The 21,013-nt window shown below is 63.8% G+C and carries 19 protein-coding genes and 1 tRNA gene; 9 read left to right on the forward strand and 11 right to left on the reverse strand.

Annotated features, from left to right (window positions below; translation table 11 throughout):
- Positions 1 to 71 precede the first annotated feature (71 nt).
- The 4 genes from Q0O95_RS07825 to Q0O95_RS07840 all read right to left on the reverse strand — a co-directional run bounded on the left by Q0O95_RS07825 (position 72) and on the right by Q0O95_RS07840 (position 2,650).
- A tRNA-Arg gene (locus Q0O95_RS07825) sits at positions 72 to 144 on the reverse strand.
- A gap of 50 nt (positions 145 to 194) precedes the next feature.
- The gene (locus Q0O95_RS07830; protein ID WP_293697110.1) at positions 195 to 938 is read right to left on the reverse strand and encodes an NlpC/P60 family protein; all 744 of its coding nucleotides are present in this window, start codon (positions 936 to 938) and stop codon (positions 195 to 197) included.
- 162 nt (positions 939 to 1,100) lie between these two features.
- The gene (locus Q0O95_RS07835) at positions 1,101 to 1,865 is read right to left on the reverse strand and encodes a C40 family peptidase (protein ID WP_293697113.1); all 765 of its coding nucleotides are present in this window, start codon (positions 1,863 to 1,865) and stop codon (positions 1,101 to 1,103) included.
- A 107-nt stretch (positions 1,866 to 1,972) separates the two neighbouring features.
- Positions 1,973 to 2,650 (reverse strand): metal-dependent transcriptional regulator, encoded by a 678-nt coding sequence (locus Q0O95_RS07840; RefSeq protein WP_293697116.1) that lies wholly within the window; start codon positions 2,648 to 2,650, stop codon positions 1,973 to 1,975.
- Positions 2,651 to 2,772: 122 nt separating this feature from the next.
- Between Q0O95_RS07840 and serC the strand changes: the two genes are divergently transcribed.
- The gene (gene serC / locus Q0O95_RS07845; RefSeq protein WP_293697119.1) at positions 2,773 to 3,876 is read left to right on the forward strand and encodes a phosphoserine transaminase; all 1,104 of its coding nucleotides are present in this window, start codon (positions 2,773 to 2,775) and stop codon (positions 3,874 to 3,876) included.
- 128 nt (positions 3,877 to 4,004) lie between these two features.
- Here serC and Q0O95_RS07850 read toward each other — a convergent pair whose 3' ends face one another.
- Positions 4,005 to 4,997, reverse strand: coding sequence for a DUF3027 domain-containing protein (locus Q0O95_RS07850; RefSeq protein WP_293697122.1), 993 nt, complete (start codon positions 4,995 to 4,997; stop codon positions 4,005 to 4,007).
- Positions 4,981 to 5,361: a cold-shock protein gene (locus Q0O95_RS07855; RefSeq protein WP_293697125.1), complete on the reverse strand. Its 381-nt coding sequence runs from the start codon at positions 5,359 to 5,361 to the stop codon at positions 4,981 to 4,983. Before Q0O95_RS07855 ends, Q0O95_RS07850 begins: the two co-directional genes overlap by 17 nt.
- A gap of 105 nt (positions 5,362 to 5,466) precedes the next feature.
- Here Q0O95_RS07855 and Q0O95_RS07860 point away from each other — a divergent pair, with 105 nt between their 5' ends.
- The 6 genes from Q0O95_RS07860 to Q0O95_RS07885 all read left to right on the forward strand — a co-directional run bounded on the left by Q0O95_RS07860 (position 5,467) and on the right by Q0O95_RS07885 (position 12,288).
- On the forward strand, positions 5,467 to 5,781 hold the full coding sequence (locus tag Q0O95_RS07860) for a hypothetical protein (protein WP_293697128.1): 315 nt from the start codon (positions 5,467 to 5,469) through the stop codon (positions 5,779 to 5,781).
- Entirely contained in the window at positions 5,782 to 7,422 is a 1,641-nt protein-coding gene (locus Q0O95_RS07865) for a helicase-associated domain-containing protein (RefSeq protein ID WP_293697131.1), read from the forward strand.
- Between the two features lie 43 nt (positions 7,423 to 7,465).
- A complete protein-coding gene (locus tag Q0O95_RS07870; RefSeq protein ID WP_293697134.1) occupies positions 7,466 to 9,094 on the forward strand; it encodes a DNA repair helicase XPB in 1,629 nt (542 codons plus the stop codon).
- A gap of 393 nt (positions 9,095 to 9,487) precedes the next feature.
- Complete coding sequence (locus Q0O95_RS07875; RefSeq protein WP_293697137.1) at positions 9,488 to 10,186, forward strand: response regulator transcription factor; 699 nt, start codon at positions 9,488 to 9,490, stop codon at positions 10,184 to 10,186.
- A 151-nt stretch (positions 10,187 to 10,337) separates the two neighbouring features.
- Entirely contained in the window at positions 10,338 to 11,927 is a 1,590-nt protein-coding gene (locus Q0O95_RS07880) for an ATP-binding protein (protein WP_293697140.1), read from the forward strand.
- Between the two features lie 70 nt (positions 11,928 to 11,997).
- Positions 11,998 to 12,288, forward strand: a complete 291-nt coding sequence (locus tag Q0O95_RS07885; protein ID WP_293697143.1) for a WXG100 family type VII secretion target — start codon at positions 11,998 to 12,000, stop codon at positions 12,286 to 12,288.
- Positions 12,289 to 12,343: 55 nt separating this feature from the next.
- Here the strand turns inward: Q0O95_RS07885 and groL are convergent, their stop codons facing one another.
- From groL to Q0O95_RS07900, 3 genes are all read right to left on the reverse strand, one after another.
- The gene (gene groL, locus Q0O95_RS07890) at positions 12,344 to 13,966 is read right to left on the reverse strand and encodes a chaperonin GroEL (protein WP_293697146.1); all 1,623 of its coding nucleotides are present in this window, start codon (positions 13,964 to 13,966) and stop codon (positions 12,344 to 12,346) included.
- A 425-nt stretch (positions 13,967 to 14,391) separates the two neighbouring features.
- Complete coding sequence (locus tag Q0O95_RS07895; RefSeq protein ID WP_293697149.1) at positions 14,392 to 15,399, reverse strand: DUF3048 domain-containing protein; 1,008 nt, start codon at positions 15,397 to 15,399, stop codon at positions 14,392 to 14,394.
- A 75-nt stretch (positions 15,400 to 15,474) separates the two neighbouring features.
- A complete protein-coding gene (locus Q0O95_RS07900) occupies positions 15,475 to 15,981 on the reverse strand; it encodes a LytR C-terminal domain-containing protein (protein ID WP_293697152.1) in 507 nt (168 codons plus the stop codon).
- A gap of 460 nt (positions 15,982 to 16,441) precedes the next feature.
- Between Q0O95_RS07900 and Q0O95_RS07905 the strand changes: the two genes are divergently transcribed.
- Together Q0O95_RS07905 and Q0O95_RS07910 are read left to right on the forward strand one after the other, a co-directional pair.
- Positions 16,442 to 17,695 (forward strand): Xaa-Pro peptidase family protein, encoded by a 1,254-nt coding sequence (locus tag Q0O95_RS07905; RefSeq protein ID WP_293697154.1) that lies wholly within the window; start codon positions 16,442 to 16,444, stop codon positions 17,693 to 17,695.
- 342 nt (positions 17,696 to 18,037) lie between these two features.
- On the forward strand, positions 18,038 to 19,087 hold the full coding sequence (locus Q0O95_RS07910; protein WP_293697157.1) for a LacI family DNA-binding transcriptional regulator: 1,050 nt from the start codon (positions 18,038 to 18,040) through the stop codon (positions 19,085 to 19,087).
- Positions 19,088 to 19,136: 49 nt separating this feature from the next.
- Here Q0O95_RS07910 and Q0O95_RS07915 read toward each other — a convergent pair whose 3' ends face one another.
- Positions 19,137 to 20,063 carry a DMT family transporter gene (locus Q0O95_RS07915; RefSeq protein ID WP_293697160.1) on the reverse strand — a complete coding sequence of 309 codons (927 nt, stop codon included), beginning with the start codon at positions 20,061 to 20,063 and terminating at the stop codon, positions 19,137 to 19,139.
- A 197-nt stretch (positions 20,064 to 20,260) separates the two neighbouring features.
- A partial coding sequence (locus Q0O95_RS07920; protein ID WP_293697163.1) for a 2-oxo acid dehydrogenase subunit E2 occupies positions 20,261 to 21,013 on the reverse strand: 753 nt, incomplete at its 5' end.

Here is a 21,013-nt window from a genome sequence, read left to right on the forward strand (position 1 = left end):
CCACGGTGGGGACCCGCCGTGTGCGGGTCGGGCGCAAAATGCGCAAAGCGATGCTTTGCGCGACTAATTTGCGCCCCGGAGAGGAATCGAACCTCCGACACCTTCTTTAGGAGAGAAGTGCTCTATCCACTGAGCTACCGGGGCATGCGCTGGCACACGGCCGACAACAGTCTAGCCGCATGTGCACCGTCGTCTTAGCCGCCCAGGCTGTATGCGATCGGTCCCGAGCCGACGTTCACAGAGGCCACGACCGTGTCGGAACCGTACCACCCGCCGTGCACGGCCTGGCCGTTGCCGAGGTAGATAGCGACGTGCTGCAGACCGCGCCCACCGTTCTGGTAATAGAGAATGTCACCTGGCTTAGCCTCGGACATCGGGACCTGCTGCAACGCAAAGACGTCAGCGTACGAATTGATGCTGTAGCCGCCGGCAGCAACAGCGCTACGCATAAGAGCAAAGCAGTCCTGGTTCACACCGAGCTGCGCGAGGGCAGCGTCGACAACAGCCTGGTTACCGCCACCCGGCACGTCCGGTGTGTCGTGGCTCGGGTTCGCGGAGCCGTCCGAATCATCCGACTGGCTCTCTTCCTGCTGTCGCTGTTCTTCCTCGGCCTGACGCTCCGCCTCTTCTTCTGCCCGCAACTCCTCGAGGTACTCCTCGTACTCGTCGGGCGTCGTAGCGACAATCTGGTCTTCCGTCAGGACAACGGTCTCGCCCTGGATTTCGGCTCCACCCTGGCCGTCGCCCGCGTAGAGGGACTCAAGCCCGGCTCGATCGGACGACGAATCGTTGAACGCCACTGCTGGAAGCGCAACACCACCCGCGAAACCCACCGCGAGGGCAACGATGCCCGCCTTCTTGGCAAAGCCGCCGATTGCCGAGCGCTTCGTTCCGCTCGCAGTTGACTCCTGTACCACCAGGTCGGTGCTCTTCTTCATAGTCCGTTATCCACCAAATCTTTGCTGTTGCCGGTACTGGCGTTGCACACGTCCGCAAGGGAGGGCATGCGTGACCCACACAAGTCTCCATTGTGCAACATGGCGGCCGAAGCCGCCATGTACACGCTGTATTTAGTTGAAGTCGTAGTTGAAGCTTCGAAGCTAGACCCGACGAACCTGCGGGGTCCCCATCGCGTTGATCATGCCGGAGTAACTCACGTAGCTGACGGTCTTGCCAGGGACAGGCGAGTGAATCATCGTGTCGTTTCCGACGTAAATACCGACGTGCCCGCCCCAGACGACAAGGTCACCCGGCTGCGCATCGCCAACGGAAACGCCGCTTCCGACGCTCATCTGCCCACCGGTCGTGCGCGGCAGTGAGATGCCGTGCTGACCGAAGACCCACTGCGTGAAGCCGGAGCAGTCGAAGCCGGCCGGCGTGTTGCCGCCGGCAGCGTAGGGAACGCCGAGCATCGACTGCGCAGTACCGACGATGCCGCCGGCATTAGGAGAAACGGGAGGTGGCGTCGAGGTGTCGTTCGACGACGAATTGTTGTCGTTCGAGCTCTGTTCCTCCTGCTCACGCTGCTCGCGCTCTTCACGCGCAGCGTCTTCCTCAGCACGGACACGGATCTCTTCGAGTTCCTCAGCCGAGGTCGCCTCGATCTCATCCGGGATGAGTGCGAGTGCGGCTTCGAGCTCGGGATCGATCTCGAGATTCTGCTCCTGGCCCGTGAAGGACGAGGCCAGCGAATTACCGCCCTGGTCATCTCCGACGTTCATAGCAACGGCGGGGAGCGCGATGCCACCGGCAAGGCCCACGGCGAGGGCAGCTACGCCGACGCGCTTGATTGCGGATCCGATAGTGCCTCGGCGCGATCCCGTCACGCGGTTAGCGAGCTCGAGGCTCTTCTTCTCGGCAGTCATATGTATTGGTCTCGTCCCAGTCAAGAATTACAGACTTGTCGAGTGTAAGGCATTGTTATCAATTTGTCACCTAAGGGTGTTATAGAGCACGTAATACGCGTCGGTATCTACTGCTCGGAGATGACGTAGAGGTGCGCCGCGAGCTCAGGAGCCAGTTCGATCTCGTCGCCGCCGGGCCCTACGATTCGCGTGCCCTGGGGGCCGTTCTCCACGGAGATCCGCGCACCGGGCTGCACACCGGCATCCTGCAGCATTCGTAATACGTCCGTGTCGAACTGAATCGGCTCTCCCAGCCGACGCACCGTGCCCGTTCCCGAGAACTGGGCCACCGACGTGACCCCCTCGAGAAAATTTGCCGAGGTCGAGAGCCCGAACTCTTCAAGGCCGGGGATGGGCGTCCCGTACGGTGATTCCGTCGGCCGGTCCAGCAGGTCGATGAGTCGCTGTTCGACCTGCTCGCTCATAACGTGTTCCCAGCGGCATGCCTCATCGTGCACGAGCGACCACTCGAGACCGATCACGTCGGCCAGCAGACGCTCGGCGAGCCTGTGTTTGCGCGAAACGCGAACCGCGAGCGCACGACCGTCCTCGGTCAGCGTGAGTCGACGATCGTCGCCGACGATAACGAGTCCGTCGCGCTCCATGCGCGCAACCGTCTGCGAAACCGTGGGGCCCGAGTGGCCGAGACGCTCCGAGATGCGCGCACGCATCGGAACGATCGCTTCCTCTTCAAGGTCGAGGATGGTGCGCAGGTACATTTCAGTGGTATCGACAAGATCCGTCATCGCACCCTCCTCCCTGACTTGCGTGGTGTGCGCGTCGTACTTGAAGACATGACGCTATCTAACCCTATTCCAGCGACAGCGCTTCGTTCTGCAAGCGCGAGGCGGATTCGTAGAATGGCGTAATGACCGACATTACTTTGCCCTCCGAGCTGCTTCCCTCCGACGGACGATTCGGATGCGGCCCATCCAAGGTTCGACCCGAACAGCTCGCGAGGGTCGCGGATGCGTCGTCGCCCATGGGCACGAGCCATCGTCAGGCAGCTGTCAAAGGGCTTGTCGGGTCAGTGCGTGAGCGGGTCGCAGAGCTGTTCAGCATCCCGGAAGGATACGAGGTGCTGCTCGCCAACGGCGGTTCGACCTCGTTCTGGGATGCCGCTGCTTTCGGTCTCATCGAACAGCGCTCCCATCACCTCTCGTTCGGAGAGTTCGGCGCCAAGTTCGCGAAGGCCGCCGATGCTGCCCCCTGGCTGGATGCTCCCAGCGTTGCCACAGCCGAGCCCGGCAGCCGCCCCGTGCTGTCGCCCGTTGACGGTGTCGACGTCGTTGCGTATCCGCACAACGAGACTTCGACGGGCGTTTTCCACCCCGTGACGCGTGCCGCGGGAGATGTGCTCACGGTCGTGGACGCTACGAGCGCCGCTGGCGGACTCGGCTTCGACGCTGCTGACGCCGACGTCTATTACTTCGCACCGCAGAAGAACTTCGGCTCAGATGGCGCGCTCTGGCTCGCGTTGGCGTCGCCTGCCGCGATCGAGCGCATAGAGCGCATTGCAGCATCCGACCGCTACATTCCCGATTCGCTCTCGCTGCAACAGGTAGTCACCAACAGCCGCCTGCACCAGACGCTCAACACCCCCGCCATCGCGACACTCCTCATGCTCGACGAGCAGCTCGGATGGATGCTCGAGCAGGGCGGCCTTGCGGCGATGGCCGAGAGAACAGCGGCTTCGAGCTCGCTGCTGTACTCGTGGGCCGAGGCTTCCGCGGTTGCGACGCCGTTCGTGACGGATCCCGGCCACCGCTCGAACGTCGTCGTGACGATCGACTTCGATGACAGCGTCGACGCTGCGGGGCTGGCCAGGACCCTTCGTGCCAACGGCATTCTCGATGTCGAGCCCTACCGCAAGCTCGGCCGCAACCAGCTGCGAGTCGCAACGTTCGCAGGCATCGAGACCGACGACATCCGCACCCTGATCGGCGCGATCGACTACGTGCTGTCGGCGTAGCAGCCCTGCCTCACGGGCACGCCCCCAACGTCGGGATTACTGTCGTCTTGTGCCGAATGTATGGAAATGGGCCCGACACTCGGCACTATCCATACATTCGGGCGCGCTAGTCCCCCTGCGCCCCGCTTCTACTCGTCTTCGTCTTCGTCGGAGTCGTCGCCGTGATCTGACTCGTCTTCGTCGGAGTCGTCGTCATCGTCTGGCGAGAACGGTTCGTCACCGCTGTCGCTGTAGGGCGTGTCATCGACGTCTTCAAAGTTGTCGTCCTCGTCGTCACCCTCTGATTCGTCGTCACCCTCGGCCTCCTTCGAAGCGAGGTAGTCCGCGAGTCGTTCTGCCCAGGGCACCCATTTCGGCGCCAGCAGCGATCCCTCCCCCGGCAACAGGGCGAGTTCGAGCACTGTTGGTGGATGGCCCTCTACGGTCGCAAGGGATGCCGTCCAGAGCCAGTCGGGGTACGATTCGAGATTGCTCGCGTAGCGGATCTCCACGACCTGTTCGGCGATTTGCACGGCGTCTCTCGCTTCGCCTACCGCGCCGGCAGGAGCGATCTCATCGAGAGCCTGTTGCGCTAGCTCCAGTTGCTCCAGTGTCGGGCTCGCCGCGACCGGTTCGAATGCCGGAGCGGCGGTCGCGAGTTCATCAGATCCTTCACTGTCGCCGTCTGCCGATGCAGTGGTGCCCGCCTCCGCATCGCGGAGTCCAGGCACGGCATTCCGGCCGTCAGTACTGGCCTCGGAACCCTCGTGCGCACCTACTGTCGAACCCACGTCGGAGCCGGCTCCGGTCTCTCGGCCATCAACAGCCGCCCCGGAACCCTCGACGGCAAACTCACTCGCGTCCGCTGCAGATTCAACCTCAGCGTCCCGGCTCTCAGCACCCGCCCCTGAACCTTCGACGACAGCACCAGCCGCAACATCTGCAGGCTCAACAGCACCTGCCGCAGCATCCCGGCCGTCATGACCAGCCTCTGAATCGGCAACGGCAGAACCGGCCGCGGCAGCGGCAGCACCCGCCGCTGCATCCTGCACTTCACCGTCAGAGCCGGCAGATCCTGCCGAACCCGACACTGCGTCGTCCTCGAACAGCCTGGGGGCCTCCGAATCAGGCATCGAGGTCATCGGCGACCTTCCTCAGCACTTGGGCGACCTTGCGGCTCATCTGGTTGCTCGGATAGTGGCCCCTGTGGAGGTCTTCTCCGACGCTGTCGAGCAGCTTCATAACGTCTTCGACGATAACGACCATCTCTTCAACGGGGCGACGGGATGCCCGCACAGCACTCAGTTTCTTATCGAGCACACGTACGGAGAGCGCGGCCTTGCCACGGCGTCCGTCCACAACCCCGTATTCGACGCGAGTACCCGGGCCGACTTTATCGCCCTCACCAACAGCGGAAGCGTGGAGGAAGACCTCTTCGCCGTCCTCCCCCGCGATGAACCCGAAGCCCTTTTCTTCGTCAAAGAACTTCACCTTACCGACTGGCATGGCTCTCCTTCAGTCACTGGCACTGCCATAGATTCGGCCGGCTTCCGCCAGCACATTCGTGGACACTGCCCTCAAGGTTACCCGCTCTGCTGATACCCTGATTCAATGCCCGATCCACGTCCAGAACACCGTCGCGCACGCTCAGCGGCGGTTCCCGATGGCGATTCGAAACAGGGTTCCGGTGCCACGCGCTTTCAGCAAGTGGCGTCGTGGCTGCTTATCGTTTTCATCGTGCTCACGGTGCTCGGCTTTGTCGGCGCGCTGCTCTACTCGGCGTACCACCAGACCAATGAGTTCTTCTCTTCGTCACTGTGGCAGATCGCATACGTGCTGCCGCTCGTGTGCCTGCCCCTCGCTGCGGTAACCCTGGTCGCCATCGTCGTTTCGGCTGCACGACAGAAATCCCTGCAGAGGCGCTGAGTGGCAGAATCCGAGCTCATCGGTCGGCTCGAGCAGCTTTCAGACGCCGAGTTCGACGATCTCCTTCGTGACTGGCGCGTTCCGTACGACGCAGCATCGATGGCAGCTGTCGCGAAGTGGATGCGCACACCGGAGGCCATCGATTCCGCGCTGACGAGAACCCCGGCATCCGATCTTGCTGCCCTCGCCGCCGGTCGTTCTACGCCGACGCTGGGCGCACGCGGCATCGTCCCTTCCGACGCGATCGCATCGCGCATCCCGCACCTCCCTCAGCCGCGCGAGAGCAGTGATGCTCGGTTGAGCGATGATGAGCGACGTTCCGCAGCGGACCGCGCCGTTGCATCGACCGTCGCTATGAGCGGCCTGGTCGCGAGTGCTGCCGAGAACCCCGTTGCGCTGACATCCCGCGGCATTACGCTTGCGCGCGAGCAGCGAGCGCGCTCCTCCGAGCTGAGCGTTTCGGCCGAGGCATGGGAGGTGCTTGCCGAAGCGGCGAAGAGCGACGGTCTCCTCGCCGTCGAACCGCGTCGGCTCTGCGTGACGGAGTTCGGGCTCGAATGGCTTGCGCTCGCGCCCGCGGACCGGTGGCTCGAACTGCGCCGGCTGTTCCTTGCCCGCCGCACCCTGTCCGAGCGGCACCTGCTCGAATCCGTAACGTCCAGCGATCTCGTGGATGCCCTCCCGCTTGCTGACGATGCACTCCTTGCGCACGTAGGCGAGGTCTTCGAAACCGCGGAACACCTCGGTCTGCTGCAGCGCGGAATATCGACAGGGCTCGACAGGAGCGATGTTGCCGGCAGAATCCCCGACCCCATCGACTACGTCTATCTGCAGCCCGATCTCACCGTCGTCGCTCCCGGCCCGCTTCGCCATAGAGTCGAGGAGCGTCTCGCATCGATGACGGCGGCCGAATCACGGGGCATCGCTTCGTCCTGGCGGCTCACCCCCGCGAGCGTGCAGCGCGCTCTCGCGCTCGGAACGTCCGCGGATGCTCTTCTTGCGGAGCTCGCGGAACTGTCGCTCACGGGTGTTCCGCAGCCGGTCGAGTACCTCGTGCGAGATACGGAACGTCGGTTCGGGACGCTGCTCGTGCAGGAGCACGGCGGCCCGGACTCTTCGCGCATTACGAGCGACCCCGATACCCACAAGCGGCTCCTGGTCGACCGCAGCCTTGTCGATCTGAGGTTGCGCGTCCCACTCGGCAACGGCCCGCAGCACGGCGTCCTCATCGCGGACTTCCCGGCCGAGGAGGTCCTTGCTCGCCTCGCCCAGGCTCGGTACCCGGCCCTTCTGGCGAATGCTGCCGGCGAGCCGGTCGTGCCAGAACGAATCGTCGCGGCATCCCCCAGGCTGCCGGAAGTCTCGAGTCTGACCTCCCGGCTGCGCGGTCACGGCATCGACACGAGAGCCGTGCACGCCGAGTGGCTAGAAGGGCAGCTCAACGCTGCAGCGAAGCTCAAGACCCCGCTGCGCGTCACGGTGGAGTCCGGCGCGCAGATCCACCACACGACGATCGTGCCGTTGTCGATTAGAAACGGGCGCCTGCGCGGGCGGGATATCGAACGCGATCTCGAACGCACCCTCCCGTTGCGAGCGATCACGGAGATCGCCGGACTGCAGGCCACTACCGAGGTGCTGTAGCCCGTTTCGGCTGAAATGCGCCCGAACGGTAGACTGTTCGGTTGTGATTCCAGGCCCGCTCATTGTCCAGTCAGACCGCACGGTCCTTCTCGAAGTCGCGCATCCGGATGCCGCCGACGCGAGACACGCGCTCGCAGTCTTCGCCGAACTCGAGCGAGCGCCCGAGCACATCCATACGTACCGGATTACCCGGTTGGGCCTCTGGAACGCCTCCGCTGCCGGCCACACCGCCGACGAAATGCTCGAGACGCTGAACCGGTTCGCGAAATTCCCGGTGCCGACGGGCGTCGAGACCGATATGCGCGAGACGGTCGGGCGCTACGGCAGACTCGTCATCGATCGCGACGACGAAGGGTTGATCCTGACGTCGACCGACCCTGCGGTGCTCGCGGAGGTCGTTCGCGCCAGGCGCATTCAGCCGCTGCTGGCCGACGCGTCCACCGACCCCGTGCGGGTTGTGGACTGGGCGCGGGGCGAGCTGAAGCAAGAACTTCTGAAGCTCGGCTGGCCCGCTGAAGACCGCGCGGGGTTCACGCCCGGAACCCCGTTCGACATCGAACTGGTCGAAGACGGCTGGCGGATGCGCCCCTACCAGCACGAGGCCGTACGCCACTTCACGGACGCCGGATCCGGCGTCATCGTGCTGCCCTGCGGCGCCGGAAAAACCCTGGTCGGGGCCGCGGCCATGGCCGAAAACGATACGACGACCCTGATACTCGTCACGAACACGGTCTCGGCACGGCAGTGGCGAAGCGAGCTGCTGCAGCGCACGTCGCTGACGGAAGACGACATCGGGGAATACTCCGGCCAGACCAAGGAGATCAAACCCGTCACGATCGCCACCTACCAGATTCTTACCGCGAAACGCGCGGGCGAGTACACGCACCTAGGGCTGCTGAACGCACTCGACTGGGGCCTCGTCGTGTATGACGAGGTGCACCTCCTGCCCGCTCCCGTCTTCAAACTGACGGCCGATCTCCAGGCCAGACGTCGGCTCGGGCTCACCGCGACGCTCGTGCGCGAAGACGGCCACGAGGGCGATGTCTTCAGCCTCATCGGCCCGAAACGCTTCGACGCGCCCTGGAAAGAGATTGAAGCTCAGGGCTTCATCTCTCCGGCCGAGTGCTTCGAAATTCGCATCGATATCGACGAACAGGAACGTCTCGAGTACGCCGCCAGCACCGACCGCGAACGCTACCGGATCGCCGCATCGAGCCCAGCGAAAATCGGCGTCGCCAAACGCGTCCTCGCGAAACACGATGGCGAACTCACACTTGTCATCGGGCAGTACATCGATCAGCTAGAAGAGATCGCAAGCGCGCTCGACGTGCCCCTCATCACGGGCCAGACTCCCGAGTCGGAGCGTGAGCGTCTCTTCAAGGAGTTCCGCGAAGGAAGGCAACAGACCCTCGTCGTCTCGAAGGTCGCGAACTTCTCGGTCGATCTTCCGGAAGCCTCCGTCGCGATTCAGATCTCGGGGTCCTTCGGCTCTCGGCAGGAAGAAGCACAGCGACTCGGCCGGCTGCTGCGCCCGAAGGAATCGGGCAACACCGCGAAGTTCTACACGCTCGTCGCGCGAGACACGGTTGATCAGGACTTCGCGCTCTCCCGTCAGCGCTTCCTCGCGGAGCAGGGATACTCGTACGAGATCATCGACGCCACCGCCCTGTAGCCCCGCACGCTCGCCCACTCTTTTCCCTTACTCTCCCGCTCCCACGCACGCGCCCCGCTCCCAAGCACCTCCCGCTCCTCGCCCTACTTCCCGCTCCCAAGCACGCTCGCCCGAGCACGCTCGCTCCGAGCACGCTTGCCCAGATTCTCCACCCCACCCCGCTGCTCGCCGTCAACTTCTCGGTCGCTGGGCGGCGACACGCCGCAGGAGCGCCTTCCCATCGCCAGGCGACCGAGAAGTTGATCAAGACGATCGCCCTTGCGAGCCCCGGCATTGCAGGAGCCCCAGCGTTGCGGGAGCCCCAGCGTTGCGGGAGCCCCGGCGTTGCAGCAAATCGATACCTACCGACTCGATGCTCAGGAAGTGATCAGGGAATGGTCAGAAGATGGACGTATGAGCGACACCAAGCCAAAAATTCTCGTCGTCGATGACGAACCGCACATCCGGGATCTCCTCACAACATCCCTCCGCTTCGCCGGATACGACGTTCGTGCCGTCGGTGCCGGCGCCCCCGCGATCTCTGCTGTGCTCGAAGACGAGCCCGACCTGATCCTGCTCGACGTCATGCTGCCCGACATGAACGGCTTCAGCGTCACGAAGCGACTCCGAGCATCCAACTTCACGGCGCCGATCCTCTTCCTGACCGCGAAGGACGACACGGAAGACAAGGTGACCGGCCTGACCGTCGGCGGCGACGACTACGTCACGAAGCCGTTCTCGCTCGACGAGATCATCGCTCGGATCAAAGCCATTCTGCGACGCACCATGGCCGAAACGGACGACGTCACTCTCGAAGTGGGTCCTGTCACCATGAACCAAGACACCCACGAAGTCGAAGTGGCAGGCGAAGGCATCGAACTCTCCCCCACCGAATTCAAGCTGCTGCGCTATCTCATGCTCAACAGCAACCGTGTGCTCTCGAAGACGCAGATACTCGACCACGTGTGGGAGTACGACTTCAACGGGGATGTCGGTATCGTCGAGTCGTACATCTCATACCTGCGACGCAAGATCGACAGCAAGACCGACGACCCAATGATTATCACCAAACGCGGCTTCGGGTACATGCTGAAGACACCGAAGTCCTCGTAGAACGCATACAGATAGGTCGTCGTGACTCGAAAGTGCAGTTCGGTTGCAGAACCGAGCGGAGGCCCCAGCGTGCATCGAGAGGGCACGCCGGGGCTCCGTGCCGTACGCACCGAGTACGGCGACACCATCTGCTGCCCGCGAGGAACCTAGCGTGTTCGCCGCGTTCGGACGCCTGCTCGGAGGCCTGACGCTCGCGACCCGGATCTCGATCCTGATCGTCGTGATCATGACCTTCGGGCTCGTCGTGGCGGGCATCGGCACGGTGAGCATCCTGCGAGACACGCTTGTGCGGCAGGTGGACGACGACCTGGACAACGCGTTGCAAGGCTTCAACTTCAGCGATGTCGCACCTTCCGATGTGGAAGGCACATGCGAATTCGACCAGACGGTGCCCAACTCTTACGTACTCGCGGTCTTGGACCCGCAGGGCGAAGCGTTGTGCTCGAACCGCCCGGAGACGGGAGCGCAGCCGGATCTGACGCGCGTGACGCTGCCCTTCGTCGCAAGTCAGGATGCTCCGTTCACGGTGCCGAATCAGCTCGACTCGACGGAGTGGCGAGTCGTTGCGCGACCCATCACCATGACGGGCACGAACAACATCGGCATCCTCGTGATCGCTGCGAGCCTTGAGGGCGTGCGGTACTCGTCGCACGCGTTCTCGCTGATCTACTCGGGGTTCTCCGTCATCTCGCTGATCCTGGGCGCCGCGCTCACACGGGTGCTCGCCGAGAGCGCCCTGCGGGGCCTACGCCGCGTTGCTACGACCGCCGAGCAGTTCGCCGAGGGCGACTACGAACAACGCATCGAAGACAGCTCTGACTCGGCGCAGGAAGTCGTGCGTCTCAATTCGTCTCTCAACGTCATGCTCGGCAATATCCAGGAGGCGATCAAGGAGCGCGACGGGACGGTCGCGAAGATGCGCGATTTCATCGGCGACGCATCCCACGAACTGCGTACCCCGCTCGTGACCGTGCGCGGCTATGCGGAGCTGTACAGGATGGGCGCGATTCAGACGCCCGAGGACGTCGCAAGCGCAATGGATCGCATCGAGAGCGAAGCAAAGCGCATGGCCAGACTTGTCGAAGACCTATTGACGCTCGCCCGGCTGGATGAGAAACGCCCACCGCAGCAGAGGTCGGTCGATCTCGTGCCCATCGTCGCGCAGGCGACGTCCGATGCGCGGGCGCAGGCCCCGGATCGCATCTTCCGGTTCATCGAAGTCGCTCCCGAAGCCAGCAGCGTTGTCGATCCGGACACAGCGGAGAAGGTCGAGCAGGTGTTCTCGCCTCCTCCGGTTATGCCGCCGGCCGTCATCATCGGCGACGAGAACGCCATACGACAGGTCATCGCCAACCTCATCACCAACGCCCTGCGGTACACGCCTGCCGGCACGCCCATCGACCTCGGCCTGGGTGTCTCCTGGCAGCGCCGCGAGGCCGTTATCCATGTGATCGACTACGGCCCGGGCATCCCGGAGCAACTGCGTTCGAAGATCTTCGAGCGCTTCTATCGCACCGATAAGTCGCGTGCTCGCGAAACCGGCGGTTCCGGGCTCGGGCTCGCGATCGTGGCGAGCATCGTGCACACGCATCACGGCCGTGTGGATGTCGTGGAGACCGCGGGAGGCGGTGCCACATTCCGTATTGCGCTGCCCCTCGCAGACGAGAGCGCGCTCTCGGAACTGGCCGGTCGGATCCGCGCCGAACAGACGACAACTTCGGGCCGTAATCCACAACGGTAACTTTTCTCCCCACGCTCTCTGCCGTTTCGTGCGTATCGTCTAGCGCACTCAGAACGAAGGAGAGGAAGCCATGTCACGTTTTATGGTGGACATCGATCAGATCAGCGCTGCCGCGAACAATGTACGCGCAACATCGGGGCGCATCACGAACGAGGTGCAAGCGATGCAGGCGCAGTTGCAGGGGCTGCAGCAGACTTGGCAGGGTGGCGCATCCAACGCGTTTCAGTCCGTCGCCGAGAACTGGCACGTGACGCAGCGACGCGTCGACGATTCGCTGCAGCAGATCAATCAGGCACTCGAGATGGCCGGAGCCCAGTACCTGGAGGTCGAGACCGCGAACCACAAGCTGTTCCGGTGCTGAACGCCAAGAACCCCGCACCCAAGGGTGCGGGGTTCTTGCGGTACCGTGCGGCGACTTAGAAGTCCATGCCACCGGTCGGGTCACCGGCAGGAGCCGGAGCGTTCTTCTCGGGCTTGTCGGCGACGACGGCCTCGGTCGTGAGGAAGAGACCTGCGATCGACGATGCGTTCTCGAGCGCCGAGCGGGTTACCTTGACCGGGTCGTTGATGCCTGCTGCGAGCATGTTCACGTACTCGCCGCTTGCCGCATCGAGACCGTGACCCAGCTCGAGGCCGCGGACGCGCTCTGCGACGACACCCGGCTCGAGGCCTGCGTTCAGAGCGATCTGCTTGAGCGGCGAGTCGACCGCAACCTTGACGATTGCAGCGCCGGTCGCTTCGTCACCGTCGAGCTCGAGGCTCTCGAAGACATCGGCAGCAGCCTGAATCAGCGCGACGCCACCACCGGGGACGATGCCCTCTTCGACAGCGGCCTTCGCGTTGCGAACAGCGTCCTCGATGCGGTGCTTGCGCTCCTTGAGCTCAACCTCGGTTGCTGCACCCGCCTTGATGACGGCGACGCCACCGGCGAGCTTCGCGAGACGCTCCTGGAGCTTCTCACGGTCGTAGTCGCTGTCGGTCGCCTCGATCTCCTGGCGGATCTGACGCACGCGGCCGGCGATTGCGTCGGCCTCGCCGGAGCCCTCGACGATCGTGGTCTCGTCCTTGGTGATAACGACCTTGCGAGCACGGCCCAGCATGTCGAGGGTCGTGTTCTCGAGCTTGAGACCGACCTCTTCGCTGATGACCTGACCGCCCGTGAGGATGGCCATGTCGGCGAGCATCGCCTTACGGCGGTCACCGAAGCCGGGAGCCTTGACGGCAACCGACTTGAAGATACCGCGGATCTTGTTGACGACGAGCGTCGCGAGTGCTTCGCCCTCGACATCCTCGGCGATGATGACGAGCTGCTTGCCGGCCTGGATCACCTTGTCGACAACGGGCAGAACATCCTTGATGTTCGAGATCTTGCTGTTGACGATCAGGATGTACGGGTCCTCGAAGACCGTCTCCTGACGGTCGGGGTCCGTGACGAAGTACTGCGACAGGAAGCCCTTGTCGAAGCGCATGCCCTCGGTGAGCTCGAGCTCGGTGCCGAACGTGTTCGACTCCTCGACCGTGACGACGCCTTCCTTGCCGACCTTGTCGATCGCTTCTGCGATCAGGCGGCCGATCTCCGCGTCAGCGGCCGAAATCGACGCGGTAGCGGCGATCTCTTCGGTCGTCTCGATCTCTTTGGCGTTGTCGAGCAGGCGCGCAGCAACCGCTGCGGTTGCCTTCTCGATGCCGCGCTTGAGCGCGATCGGGTCAGCGCCCGCTGCAACGTTGCGGAGGCCCTCGCGAACGAGCGACTGGGCAAGAACAACGGAGGTCGTGGTGCCGTCACCAGCGACGTCGTCGGTCTTCTGCGCAACTTCCTTGACGAGCTCTGCACCGATCTTCTCGTACGGGTCCTCGAGCTCGATTTCCTTAGCGATCGAAACGCCGTCGTTGGTGATGGTGGGAGCGCCCCACTTCTTCTCGAGTACGACGTTGCGGCCGCGCGGTCCGAGGGTCACCTTGACTGCGTCAGCGAGCGTGTTGAGACCACGCTCGAGACCGCGACGGGCCTCCTCGTCGAATGCGATCATCTTTGCCATTGTGTGTTCGTCCCTCCTGGACGCCATTGACGTGTGAATTAGCACTCAGCTGTTCGGAGTGCCAATGCAAGTTTGGCACTCTCGGCCTGCGAGTGCAAGCGAGCGCGAACGTCGATTTCACCGCGTCCCGCACGGGAAGCGGTCGTTACGCGGCGCGGAGCGTCGGCGCTTCGCGCTCAGCGGAATGCTGCACGCTCCTTCACGCCGAAACTCAGCCCCGATCATGTATCCCTGGCCGGCTGCACCTGCTCGATCCGGCCTCCCGGTTTGCCCCGCCGCCGGATGCTCGCACAGTCGGCACGTGCCATTTCTCGGTCAATGGCGGCAGTCAAGCGAATAATTGTCTTGACTCCTCGTAAAGACAGAGGAAAGGCGCAGCTCGAGCGGCCGGGAGCCGAGCGCAGAGCGCTGTGCCTCCCTCGCGCTTACGAAACCGACGTGCTGCCCGTCACGGGCACGAGCTGAATCCACGTGTTCCCTGGAGCCAGTTCGATCTCATCGCCGTCCTCGGTCACGAGTACCAGCGGGTCATTGACCGACTCCTGCGACCACGTGACCGGCACGCTCGAGCATCCCGACGAGACGAATCCGGCGCCCTCGTATCCGACGAGCAGCGTTTCGGGAACATCTCCTCTGACGTACTGCACTTCGACACTCAGGCCGATGACGTTCGTCGCGCTCAGCTGATCGCCGTTCGAGTCGAGATCCGGTTGGCCGTTCTGCGAACGCGTCCACGTGTCATCCGTGCACTCCCACGAGCGGGACTCCCCGGGCGAGTAGACCAGATCGATGAGCGACGCCTCTGCGCCTCCGCTCTGCGCGGTCGAGTCAGAGGCTTCGCCGGCGAAGGCCCAGAGTTCATCGGGTGCGTCGAGATCGCTGAATCGATCGACGACTTCTTCAGCGGACAGAAGTAGGTTGTGTGGCGCGATCCGGTCGGGCATGCGGTGGAAGACATCGTCGTACTGGCCGCTGTCGTGAATAACGTTCGTAACGCCCGTGGCCTGCATCTGCTCGATGAAATGCCCGCCGGAATACGCGATGATGCCGCCGTAGGGACCCACGATCGCGGGGTCCATGGGCCGCACCGAGCGCACTGGCCCGATCTCTTCCGGGATGTCCGAGTGCCAAGTCGCCGCGTAGCGGGTCGTGCCACCCTCGACAAGTTCTTCGAACACGACGTCCGCGCGCTCGAGGCCGAACTGGGGCCTTGCGAGCGGGTTGTTGTCGATCTTCGCCGAGAGCGCGGGATGCTCGAGCGCTTCAGGCACCTCAAGCCCCGTGAGCGGTGCGAACACCGGCTCTTCAGGTGTCGGAGTCGGCTCGGGCGCCGAGGGTGGCGGCGGCTCAGGATCGTCTCCAGCGCATGACGTGAGGAGCGCGAGCGCAAGCAGGGCTGCCACGGAAGCCCGAATCGTACGAGTTGGACGCATGCGTTCCAGAGTACTGCTGTCGCGGCGCCGAACGATGCAGCGACTCGAGCGGGTCAACCCCGCTCCGCAGGTCGGCTATTCGGTGTCGAGCTCTTCGATGTCCGGCCCGACGGAGACCGTGATGGGGGAACCGGAGAGGTCGTTCTCCGCTTCCGTTATCGAGGTGATACCGAGCTGGTCCGCGATGCCGAGTGCGACCGCCTCGAATTCCTCACCCGTGTAGAACACTGTCGAGTGCTCGACCGGCTCTTCCGCCCCGGCGATCAGACCCGACGTCCAACCGTTCGAAGAGACGGCCTCGATCACGGCATCCGCGCCCCCTTCTTCTCCCGTCGCATTGAGCACGGCGACGGTCGTATCCTCAGGAGCATCCGCGGGGTCGGTTATCGGCTCCACGACGTCTCCCTGCGGGACGGGCGCGCTGAAATCTTCTCCGAGCGACTGGATCGCGAAGATTCCGACCACCGTCAGAACAACGACGGCGCCGACCCATACGAGCAGCTTCGTACGCCAGGTAAAACGCTCGGCATAGGTGATGCGATGTGCGCCAACCCTGTTGCCGGTCTTGTACGACTTCGTCACCGAACGGCCACCCCCGACGCGAGATGTGCTCCAGTGCTTCGTAACGCGCGCACGCGCATCCGGCCGAGGCTAGTCATGGCGTTCATTGTAGGGGTTTTGCAAGGTGGGCAGGCACGTGCGAGCTGTGCAGCGGCTGAGATTTCACCCGGGTCAGCACGGCTGACGGCTGTACGGACTTCTACGAGACGATGCAACAGGAAGCTGGCAGGCTCATCGGGCCACCTTCTTGCTGTCACGAAATGTTGACCGTGCGGTCCAGTGTCACGAAACGTTGACCCTACGGTCCGATTTGAGGGCTCTGATCAACATTTCGTGACACCTGACATCAGCCACATCCGACCGAGCCCCTTTCATGCTCGCTTGCAAACGATTGCACATCTTGCTAGCGTGAGCGCGAGAGGTCCGAACACCGATTCCAGCCCATCGTTGAGGGCAGATCGCGAACGAGAGGGAACACGCCATGGCAGACAACACTCCGCTGCGCCCGCTGCTCACGCCGGGCCAGATGGGCGTCGACTACGAAGAGCGGGTCAGCTTCGACCGTCTCCGCGACTACCGCCTCTCGCGTGCGCAGGCAGCGCTGGATGCCAGCGAGTGCGGAGCCTTCCTGCTCTTCGACTTCTACAACATCCGCTACACCACGAGCTCGTGGGTCGGTGGCGCACTCGGCGACAAGATGATTCGCTACGCGCTGCTCACTCGCGGCGGCGAACCGCACCTGTGGGACTTCGGCTCCGCCGTGAAACACCACCAGCTCTTCTCCCCCTGGCTGCAGCAAGAGCACAATCGGCCAGGCTTCCTCGGCTTCCGTGGCGCAGTATCCCCCACTGCGGGTCTGATGAAGGATGCGGTGACGCAGATCAAGGGCATCCTCACCGATCTCGGGCTCCAGGACTCCCCCGTCGGCATCGACATCGTCGAGCCGCCCTTCCTGTTCGAGATGCAGCGTCAGGGATTCACGGTCGTCGACGCGCAACAGCACATGCTCGATGCTCGCGAAATCAAGAGCGCCGACGAGATCATGCTCATGAATCAGGCCGCCGCGATGGTCGACGGCGTGTACGTCGACATCGTCGAAGCGCTCAAGCCGGGCGTGCGCGAGAACGAGATCGTCGCGCTGGCCGCAAAAAAGCTCTACGAGTACGGCTCCGACCAGGTCGAAGCGATCAATGCGATCTCCGGCGAGCGCTGCAATCCGCACCCGCACAATTTCACCGACCGCATCATCCGACCGGGAGACCAGGCGTTCTTCGACATCATCCACTCGTTCAACGGCTACCGCACCTGCTACTACCGCACCTTCAACGTCGGCAGCGCGACCGGCGCCCAGCGCAGTGCCTACACGCGCGCTCGCGAGTGGATGGACAATGCGATCGCCGCGATCAAGCCCGGCGTCGGCTCCGACGAGATCGCGTCGCTCTTCCCCACCGCGGAATCACTCGGGTTCGACGATGAGCTTTCGGCGTTCGGGCTGCAGTTCTGCCACGGCCTCGGCCTCGGCCTGCACGAGCGGCCGATCATCTCGCGCCTCAACAGCTACCGCGAGCCCGTCGAGATCAAGGAAGGCATGGTCTTCGCCGTCGAGACCTACTGCCCCGCCAGCGATGGATACTCGGCGGCAAGAATCGAAGAGGAGGTCGTGGTCACGGCCGACGGACCGGTCGTGATCACGAAGTACCCGGCCGACGACCTCATCGTCGCGAACCCGTTCTAACCTCCCTGAGCCAATACGCTCGTTCCTCGACGGTCGTGTACCGGTGCGGACAGTGGCAGGGTGCACCAGTGAAGGTTCGCCGGAGGCAAGCCGAGCGAGGGCGCCACAGCGAAATGCCGCGGTAGCGGGCGTACTGCGCCACCCAGCTATTCCACACCAGCACAGCTCCCAGTTGGAGATCTCGGGCACACCTTGAAAGAGTCACCTCTCGGGGCCGCCTCCTGGGCAACATGACACCGATGCGCCCAGGATGTTGCGTGTACAGCAGCGAGGAAAGTCGGCTCAATTAGACTCGTCAACACCGTGCGATCGCACGGTTGCACTACAGAAGGGAGCGCCGGCGTGTCCAGTAAGAGAACAGCGACGCTCAAGGACATCGCCGCGGACGCCGGCATCCATGTCGCAACGGCATCCCGCGCGCTCAGCCGCACCCACTCGCACCTCGTGCAGGAGGAGACGCGCAAACGAGTGCTCGAAAGCGCAGAGCGCCTCGGCTATCGCGTCAACTCCGTCGCCAGGTCGCTGCGTAGCGGGAAGACCGGCACGATCGGCGTCATCGTGTTCGACCTCGCGAATCCCTTCACCGCCACCGTCCTTCGCGGTATCGACAGCGTGCTTGAGCAAACCAATCAGCTTTCCGTCGTCATGGAAACCCACAACGACCCCGATAGGCTGCGGCAGGCTGTGCAGCGACTCAACGAGAATCGCGTCGACGCCATCATCGTTGCTGCAGCGCATACTTCGGATCGAACGTTTCTGCTGGAGACCGCCGCCACGGTCCCTGTCATTCTGGCCGTACGTCGCACCGGTTTCTCGGACGATCCGGATGCTCCCAGCGGGCTGCCGGAGGCGCTGCAGGATGACGTGGGCGGAGCCGCCGAAGCCGCGCAACTCTTCCTCGATCACGGACATCGCCGGATTGCTCAGGTTGAGGGAGATCAACGCATTTCTTCGTTCTTGGATCGCGGGCTCGCTTTCCGCAACGCGGTTCTCTCGCACGGGAACGCGGATCTGATCGAACTCGGCGAACACGCCCTTGACAGCACGCTCGACGAAGGTCACCGCCTGGCGAAGAAGCTGCTCGATGTTGCAGAGAATCGTCGCCCAACCGCGGTCTTCGCCCACAATGACATGCTCGCAGTTGGCGTTCTCGACGCACTTGCCGAAGCGGGCCTCAACTGCCCGGAAGACGTATCTGTCATCGGTTACAACGATGCCCCGCTCATCGACCATGTGACGCCCCCGCTGACCACCGTTCGGCTGCCCGCCTTCGATATCGGTCGCAATTCCGCGCAGATGGCACTAGCTACCATCGACGGTGAGGAGCCTTCGCCGTCACGCGTCATGCTGCCGGCGGAAATGGTGATTCGCGACTCGGTCGCAGGGCTCTGAACGCACGCGTGCTCCGGCAGGCTCCCCGGTGAACGCGGCGGGCATCCTGTCAGCGCCGGCGTCGTCGCAGCGTAGAGAGCACGACTGCCAGTAGCGTCAGCAGCGCACTCGCGACCGACCACAACGTCACGGCGCTGCCTGCCGTGGGCAGGACGACGTCGAGAAAGAGCGCGGTCACGACCTGTCCCGCTATCAATAACAGGCCCATGAGCAGCGTGCCCAGCTCATGCACGACGACGGCGCCGACGCCGATGAAGACCGCGCCGAAGATGCCCCCGGCGTACACCCACCAGTCGGTGGGAAATGCTTCGACTCGATGGCCACCCGCAAACGCGACGGCGCAGACGATCGCGAGTGCGGTTGTGCCTGCCAAGAAGTTCGCCAGCGTCGGTGTGACGGGGTCGCGGGATTCGCGCTGTATGGCACCGGCCATCCCCTGTTGAAAGGGCTGCAGGCATCCGCCGATGAACGGCAGGATCAGCAGCCACACACGACTGCCGATCTGCTCGGATCCGCTGATGACCGCAAGCGATACGGCGACTATCGCAACGATTGCTCCCGCAACTCGCCCCACTGTCACGCCGCGCGGCTTGAGCACACCGAAGCCCATCCTGTCGACCAGGAGCCCGCTGATCGTCTGACCGGCGACACCGCCGACCGTGAACACGGCCACACCGAGTAATCCGACGGCAACGCTCTGGCTCATGACGTACCAGGCACCGACCAGCCCCGCCGAGAGGTACCACCACGGGATCTCCCCGGAGCGGAACCCGGCGATCGCACTGCGAATGCCTCGATGGGTGCGGGGAGAAACGGCGGCAACGATCACCAGGATGATCAGCCCGCCGACAAAGGAGATCAGCGCTGCGACGAAGCCGCTGTCGATGCGAGAGCCGAGCTCGCCGTTGACGCGCGATTGCATGACCATGGCCGAGCCGCCGAGGAACGCTCCGAGCATGGCGAGGAAGCGCTTCATGCAGCCGACCTCGTTTCACGGTGCGGCAGCGAGCATCCGGGCACCTGTATCACCAGACAAGTCTAGTGCTCTTCAGGGCTCCCGACCCGTGCTTCGATCTGCGTACACTTCTCGGTCTATGCATGGAATGAACCGACTATACGGGCGTGTCGCCATGCATAGACCGAGAAGTGTGCCGACGTGGGTAGCACTGCGAGCTACACCAGCATGCCGAGCGGATGCTCGATGCGCTGCACGAAGGCAGCCAGCCACTCGGCCGCGAGCGCGCCATCGAGCACTCGATGGTCGGCCGACAGCGTCACCGTCATGACCGTCGCAACATCGAGCTCATCGTGCTCGTTCACGACGGGCCGTTTGGATGCCGCGCCGACTGCGAGGATGCCCGCCTGCGGTGGGTTCAGGATCGCCGAGAACTCCTGCGTACCGTACATGCCGAGGTTCGAAATCGAGAACGATCCGCCGACGAGTTCGTCCTGTTTGAGCTTGCCGTCACGTGCCCGCTGTGCGTAGTCCTTCATCTGCCCGCTGATCTGCGTCAGCGTCAGCTGCTCCACCCCGCGCATGACGGGTGTCAGCAGTCCGCCGGGCACCGACACCGCGACGGACACGTCAACGCCGGAGAAGCGGCGAGTGGCTTCGTCTGTCCAGATGGCGTTGGCGTCGGGAACGTCCTGCAGCGCTTTCGCGACCGCCTTGATGACGAAGTCGTTGACCGAGATCTTGACATCGCCGGGCTCGTTGATCTGTTTGCGCAGCTCCAGCAGCCGATCGACGCGCACGTCGGCCGTGAGGTAGAAGTGCGGCACCGTGCTCTTGCTCTCGGTGAGCCGCCTCGCGATCGCTCGGCGCATCCCCGTGTGGGGCACGTCTTCGAACGCTGCGCCGGTACTCGATGGTGCAGGCTGCGGCTCACCCGCTGCGCTGGGCAGCGTGGCCGGCTGAGCATTCAG

This window comes from uncultured Agrococcus sp. (genome assembly GCF_945915485.1).
GTDB lineage: Bacteria > Actinomycetota > Actinomycetes > Actinomycetales > Microbacteriaceae > Agrococcus.